Source organism: uncultured Campylobacter sp., from assembly GCF_938018145.1.
Lineage (GTDB): Bacteria > Campylobacterota > Campylobacteria > Campylobacterales > Campylobacteraceae > Campylobacter_A.
Map to the genome: position 1 here is coordinate 1 of NZ_CALIII010000261.1, position 6758 is coordinate 6758.

Here is a 6758-nt window from a genome sequence, read left to right on the forward strand (position 1 = left end):
TTTTTCGGATATTTTTTTGGTTAAATTTGAACTTTATAAACGCCGGATTAACATCTTTGTAAGCCGTATTTAAGTAAAATCGCCCTTTAAATTTAACTCGGGAAAGGGAAAAATGCAGGCGGATAAGTGGATATTTTACTCTTGCGTCGCGCTCATTACTATCGGTATCGTTTTTTCGCTATCCTTGCCCGTTTTTACCGTGCTTTTCTTTAACTACGAACCTTACCATTTTTTCATTAGACAGCTCGCCGTTGGCGTGATCGGGATATTTTTGATGTGGGGCATCTCGCGGCTTGACCCTGATAAATCAATGGTTTGGATCGGCTTTTGTCTATTCGGCTTTTGCGCTATCGCAATGGGAGCTATGCATGCGCTACCTAGCTCGCTGGTTACCGATGCGGGCGGAGCCAAGCGCTGGATACGCTTGCCGGGCTTTTCTCTAGCGCCTGTTGAGTTTTTTAAGATCGGTTTCGTTTACTTTTTGGCATGGAGTTTCGCGCGTAAGATCGACGGCAGCAAAAAGAGCCTAAAGCAGGAATTTAAGCTCATTTTGCCTTATATGTTTTTGTTTTTGATAGCCGTTTATCTCATCGCCATCCTTCAAAACGACCTCGGCCAAGTCGTAGTTTTAGCGCTCACGCTCATCGTTATGATGCTTTTTGCCGGCACTAGCAAGCGGCTTTTCGTTATCGGTATGGCGGGCGCTTCAGTACTTGCTTTTGTGGCTATTTTTACGTCAGAACACCGAATTTTGCGTATAAAATCATGGTGGGGCACGGTGCAAAATATGGTCCTTTCGCTTATGCCCGAAAATATGGCAAATATGTTTCGCGTCGAGGGCGTACCTGAGCCCTATCAGATCTCGCACTCGCTAAATGCGATAAAGCACGGCGGATTTTTCGGCGAAGGGCTTGGAGCGGGCGTGTTTAAGCTCGGATTTTTGAGCGAAGTGCACACGGACTTCGTACTTGCCGGTATCGCCGAGGAGGTCGGGGTGCTGGGGATACTTATCATCACGTCGCTTCTTTTGATTTTGCTTTTCCGTATCTTTCGCGTCTCCTCAAGGAGTGAAAACAAAGTCTATCACCTCTTTACGCTCGGCGTCGGGCTTCTCATCTCGTTTTCGTTTATCATGAACTCATACGGCATCACCTCGATCACGCCTATCAAAGGCATCGCCGTACCGTTTCTAAGCTACGGCGGTAGCTCGATCCTAGCGCTTTGCATAGGGGTCGGCATGGTGCTGATGGTGAGTAAAAAAGTAAAAGATTAGGCCCAAATTTGACTTACGACGCAAATTTAAGGTCAAATTTGAACGTCCGAAATTAGACGACAAGGAGTAAAATTTGACGCCTGAAAATGCACAAGACAAAGAGCAAAATGCTGCTGAAATTTTGCCGTCAAATTTGACTAACAGCGAAGCCCGAAATAAAACCGAAAGCGGCACTATCGTAGTCTGTGGCGGCGGCACTGGCGGACACCTGGCTGTCGCAAAAGCCTTAAACGAAGAACTGGTATCGCGCGGATGTAGGACGATATTTGTAGGCTCAAGCAGCGGCCAGGACAAGATGTGGTTTGAAAACGACGCCGCATTTAGCGAGATATTTTTCCTGCCAAGTAGCGGAGTTGTAAATAAAAAAGGACTAGGCAAGCTTTTTTCGCTTTTTAATATCCTAAATTTAGCCTTTAAATGTCGTAAAATTTTCAAAACTCATGCCGTAAAAGCCGTCGTTAGCGTGGGCGGATACAGTGCGGCGCCTGCAGCATTTGCGGCGATCATCTCACGCACGCCGCTTTTTATCCATGAGCAAAACGCCGTGATCGGCAACCTAAACAAGCTCTTAAAACCGCTCGCAAAGGGTTTTTTTAGCTCGTATTTTAAGCCTGTTTTTAGCTATCCCGTAGCGGAGAGATTTTTTAGCGCGGCTAGGCTTCGCAGCGAGCTAAAAACGGTGATATTTTTAGGCGGCTCGCAGGGTGCGGCGGCGATAAATTCGCTAGCCTTAAAGCTGGCTCCCGTTTTTAAAGAAAAAGGCGTAAAAATCATCCATCAATGCGGCAAAAACGCGCTTGAGAGCTTACAAGAGGAGTACAAAAAACTAGGTCTTAGCAGCGACGAACTCGAACTTTTTGACTTTGATCCCAAAATAGAGCTTAAGATGAGTCGTGCCGATCTAGCGATAAGCCGCGCAGGGGCGGGCACGCTGTGGGAACTCACGGCAAATGCACTGCCTAGCGTATTCGTGCCTTATCCTTACGCCGCAAACAACCATCAGGTGTTTAACGCGAAATTTCTCGTGGATCAAAATTTGGCCAAATTTTGCTTTCAAAAAGGCGGCGAAATCGACGCGGATGAGATGCTAAATTTGATAAACGAGATGGATATAGCGCAAATTTCAAGCAAGCTTTCCAAGCAGATAGATAACGGCGGCGCGGGAAAAATAGCGGATGAAATTTTAAAAGATATTTAAATTTACGGCAGGGCGTTAAATTTAAATATCTTTGGATTAATGCAAATTTGAAAACATGATTAAATTTGCCGCAGTTTAAGCGCGCTAAATTTATAAAAAACAATACAAAAAAGCAAAAAGATTAGTTTATAAAATTCGCTTTCAACTCTCGCAGCTCGTAAACCAGATAGTGATACACGAGCTCGCCAGTCTTTAGACTCTGGTCGCTAAATATCGGCCCAATCATTGCTGCAATCTTATCGCAAACGCTTATTATCTCGGCTAAAAGTAGCTGATCACCTCTGCTTTTTGCTACAAAAACCGCGTAGAGCAAAAATTTATATACTGTCTTAAACTCGCCTAAAATCACGTTTGAGATGATGCTAGCCTGCGTTTTTAGTAGCTTATCTAGTCTTGATTGCGCTTTAAGTAGCTCGGCTAGCTGCGTCTTTACGGCGCGCAGACGAGCCGCGTCTTTGTCAAAGAAGCTTCGTCTTTTGTATTTTTGCATGATAGCACTTTGAGCTTGCAGGAGCTCGGTTATATCCTTGATATTTTTCGCGGTGACTTGGAGCTTGAGATTTGCTTTTATACTGATACCGTTTTTTTCGCTTTTTAGCGATATCACCGAGAGTATTTGCGACAGATAGGCGCTAATGTTAGCATAATACTCCTCATCATCAAAAACGGCCGAAAAATATCCGCTACCTTTTGCTCCTTGCACCTTAATCGAATTAGCTATAGTGCTAAACTGCGCGGCGCTCATGATCGCTTCTTGCGGTTTGATGTCCATTTTTTCAAGCTCGTTAAGCTCGTTTTTTAGCTTAATTATATCGCCCGAGATTGGATGCTGTCTCATATCTGCCCTCGCTGAAGTTTATGCACTAGCTCGTCGTAGCCGACGCCGGCGCCAGCTAAAATTTGTCCCAGTAGCTTGCCCGAAGCCTCCATGCCGCCGCTTTTTTCGGCCTCAAGCAACCGTCTATATACGCCTTCGATAAATTTGACGCCATCTGGGTTTGGCTTGCGGCGAACGGAGTAGTAGCCGATGATCTCTCCGTTGGCGTCTAGCGAAGCCGTAATGTTGGCAAATACCCAGTAAAAGCCGCCGTCAAAGCTCTTGTTTTTAACGAACGCAAATATCTCTTGCTTCGCCTTGATACGCTCCCACAGTAGCTTAAACACGATGCGCGGCATATCGGGATGCCTGATGACGTTGTGCGGTTTGTACAAAAGTTGCTCTTGTGTCGCGCCGACGATCTTTAAAAACGGCTGATTGCAGTAGGTTATCTTGCCCTTTAGATCGGTTTTTGATACGATAAAATCTTCTTCTTTTACGAAATGTTCCTTACTTTCGTTCACTTCATACCTTAAATTTTTCGGCAATTATAACCAAATATTACGCAAATGTAGCTTACTAATTTTTTCAACCTAGATAGCAAACGCCTATTAAATCAAATTTGACGCCGTAAATTTAAGGGTAGGGCGGGTGGATTTTGGAGCGTAAATTTGAGCTTAAATTTAAAAAACTCGGCGACAAATTTAACTCCGCCGCCGAGCCGAAAATTTAAGCCTCAAAAAGGCTTAAATTTAGATCGCTTTTAACAGGATTTTGGTTAGCTTTTTACTAAATGCTGACGGATCGTCGATCGCGACGCCTTCGTTTAGCTTAGCCATATCTAAAAGTAGCTCCGCCGCGTCGTAGATCATCGCCTCGTTTTGAGATAGCTTTTCAAAGAGCTCGTGCTTTGGATTTATCTCCAGTATCGGCAAAATTTTACCCGCACTATGCCCCATCTGCTTTAGCATCATCTGCGTAGCGTAGTCGGGATCGTTTTTATCGTAGACGATGACGGCGGCGCTTTCGCTTAGGCGCGAGCTTAGCTTTACGTCCTTGACCTCGTCTTTTAGTATCTCTTTCATCTTAGCTAGCAGCGCGGCAAATTTGCCCTCGTCGGCTTCGCTTTTTTCCGGCTTGATCTCGGCGTCGATATCGGTGTGATTTACCGCTTTTATCGGTGTTTTGTCGTAGTCTTGGACCATCGGCATAACGATAGAGTCTATCTCCTCGTCCATAATGAGCACCTCGGTGCCCTCAGCCTTAAAGCTCTCTAAAAGCGGCGAATTTCTTAGCATCGTTTCGTTGTTTCCGCTGATATAGTAGATCGATTTTTGTCCGTCTTTCATCGCCTCTTTGTACTCTTTTAGGCTGATTAGTCCCTCGCGCTTGCTTGATTTAAAGAGGCAAAGGTCTAAAATTTGCTCCTTTTCGCTACTAAATCCGTAAAGTCCCTCTTTGATCACCTTGCCGAATATTTTATAAAATTTGATGTATTTTTCTCTATCTTTTTCTTTTAGCTTGGCTAGTTCGCCCAGGATTTTCTTAACGCTTTGCTCCCTTACGCTACGCATTATGCTGTTTTCTTGCAGGATTTCGCGGCTGACGTTTAGCGGTAGATCCTCAACGTCGATTATGCCGCGGACAAATCTAAGATACGGCGGCAGCATCTCTTTGGCGTCGTCGCTGATAAATACGCTTTTGACGTAGAGTTTCACGCCGCTTTGATAATCCACGCGAAATAGATCAAACGGCTCACTAGCCGGCACGAAAAATAGGGTAGTGTACTCGATCTTGCCCTCGGCTTTTGTATGTACGCATAGCAGCGGATCTTCGCTATCGTGCGAGATTTGCTTATAAAAGTCGTTGTAGTCGGCATCTTTTAGCGCGCTTTTGCTCATTTTCCAAAGCGCCGAGGCCTTATTTATCTGCACGTTTTTGGTCTCGTACGAGCCCTCTTTTTCGCCCTCTTTAGGCGCTACGTACTCTTCTTTATCCGCAAATATCGGATACGGGATGTGGTTGGAGTATTTTTTGACGATGTTTTCTATGCGGTAGGACTCGGCAAACTCATCGTCTTTTAGATAAAGCGTGATCGAGGTGCCGTGGCTATCTTTTTGCGCGGGCGAGATTTCGTAGGTTTTCGCATCCGAGCTCCACATGAAGGCCTCATCGCCAAGCGCCTTTTTACTCACGACTTCGATCTTATCCGCTACCATAAACGCCGAATAAAACCCGACGCCAAACTGCCCGATGAGCGCGCTATCTTTTTTGGCTTGGCCGCTTAGCTTGTCCAAAAAGCCCTTCGTGCCGCTTCTAGCGATGGTGCCGAGGTTATTTATCAGCTCATTTTTGTCCATGCCGATGCCGTTATCGCTGATCGTTAGCGTCTTTTTATCTTTGTCTATTTTGATATCGATTCGCGGGGAGTAGCTTAGACTTTTGTATGCGTCGTCCGTGAGGCATAGGTAGTTTAGCTTATCCAGCGCATCGCTCGCGTTTGAGATGAGCTCGCGCAAAAATATCTCTTTGTTCGAGTAAAGCGAGTGTATCATCAAATTTAACAGCTCGTTTACCTCGGTCTGAAATTCAAATTTTTCGCTCATTTTTCGTCCTTTGTTTTTAAAATTTTTAGCAGATTATAGCACAAGGTGCTAAGAATATCTTTAAACTTGATACGAATACTATCAACTAATCTAAAATTTGTTTCTCAAATTTGACTCGCGGTAAAAGGTTAAAATTAGTCAAATTTGGGATTTGGATTTTTAAATTTTATTGCCGAGTTTTCAAAGGCGACTAAAATTTAAGCTTCAAAACCTCCGTCGCTTCGTAAAATTTAGCCTTTTTTCTCAAAAACTCGCATTCGCCCACTCGCTCGCAAAGTCCGTTTTCTAGCAGAAATTTGACCGCCTCGGCGTTATCAAGCGCCAAATTCGTCTCTATAAAAAATCTAAGTCCGCCTTTGTTAATCTCTTTTAAGCTTTTAAATTTTAAAAACTCCTCGAAATATCTTATTTTCTCTCGGTAAAATTCCCTAAATTTCGCGCTTTTCCAAACTGCGCCGCCTTTAAATTTACGGCCTCGCCCGACTTAAAAACAACGCCATTTTTGTAGGCAAACGAGCGCAAATCCAGCGCAATTTGCCAAGGTATCTCGCTCACGTCAGCGTTCATGCTAAGCAGCTCTTTAAAAAGCCAAAAGCCGTCCGCACCGTAAATGCAGCTTAAAACAAATTTATCGTTCGCATCCGCTCCGTGCGCAACCAGCAGCTTTACGAGGCGGATGACGTCAGCTTCGCTAAGCTTGGACTTTTGTCCTGAGGGAAGCGGTATCAGCAGCAAAGCGGAGTTGCAAATAGGGCTAGCAACGACGGTTTTGTAGTTTAGATCGGGCTTAAATTTGATCGCTTTTTCTATCCGCTCAAAGTCGATTTCGCCGGTATTGTGCATCTTGGCATTAAAGATAAAAGG

General features: G+C 44.6%; 6 protein-coding genes and 1 pseudogene. 2 read left to right on the top strand and 5 right to left on the bottom strand.

What is annotated here, in order from left to right:
* Window positions 1-112 precede the first annotated feature (112 nt).
* A complete protein-coding gene (locus Q0338_RS05990; protein ID WP_298085962.1) occupies window positions 113-1273 on the top strand; it encodes an FtsW/RodA/SpoVE family cell cycle protein in 1161 nt (386 codons plus the stop codon).
* Window positions 1274-1448: 175 nt separating this feature from the next.
* On the top strand, window positions 1449-2471 hold the full coding sequence (locus Q0338_RS05995) for a UDP-N-acetylglucosamine--N-acetylmuramyl-(pentapeptide) pyrophosphoryl-undecaprenol N-acetylglucosamine transferase (RefSeq protein WP_298085967.1): 1023 nt from the start codon (window positions 1449-1451) through the stop codon (window positions 2469-2471).
* A gap of 121 nt (window positions 2472-2592) precedes the next feature.
* Here the strand turns inward: Q0338_RS05995 and Q0338_RS06000 are convergent, their stop codons facing one another.
* The 5 genes and pseudogenes from Q0338_RS06000 to Q0338_RS06020 form a co-directional block, all read right to left on the bottom strand.
* Window positions 2593-3309, bottom strand: a complete 717-nt coding sequence (locus tag Q0338_RS06000) for an imidazole glycerol phosphate synthase (RefSeq protein ID WP_298085963.1) — start codon at window positions 3307-3309, stop codon at window positions 2593-2595.
* A complete protein-coding gene (locus Q0338_RS06005; protein WP_298085964.1) occupies window positions 3306-3812 on the bottom strand; it encodes a PAS domain-containing protein in 507 nt (168 codons plus the stop codon). The genes Q0338_RS06000 and Q0338_RS06005 overlap by 4 nt, the downstream gene beginning before the upstream one ends.
* Before the next feature lie 228 nt (window positions 3813-4040).
* Complete coding sequence (gene htpG, locus Q0338_RS06010) at window positions 4041-5894, bottom strand: molecular chaperone HtpG (RefSeq protein WP_298085965.1); 1854 nt, start codon at window positions 5892-5894, stop codon at window positions 4041-4043.
* Between the two features lie 190 nt (window positions 5895-6084).
* Window positions 6085-6219: a hypothetical protein gene (locus tag Q0338_RS06015; protein WP_298085966.1), complete on the bottom strand. Its 135-nt coding sequence runs from the start codon at window positions 6217-6219 to the stop codon at window positions 6085-6087.
* Between the two features lie 80 nt (window positions 6220-6299).
* Window positions 6300-6758, bottom strand: a pseudogene (locus Q0338_RS06020) (hypothetical protein); the annotation flags it as partial.

Coding starts and splice junctions, on each gene's coding strand:
- Q0338_RS05990 (WP_298085962.1), top strand. CDS start 113: ATGCAGGCGGATAAGTGGATATTTTACTCTTGCGTCGCGCTCATTACT.
- htpG (WP_298085965.1), bottom strand. CDS start 5,894: ATGAGCGAAAAATTTGAATTTCAGACCGAGGTAAACGAGCTGTTAAAT.
- Q0338_RS06000 (WP_298085963.1), bottom strand. CDS start 3,309: ATGAGACAGCATCCAATCTCGGGCGATATAATTAAGCTAAAAAACGAG.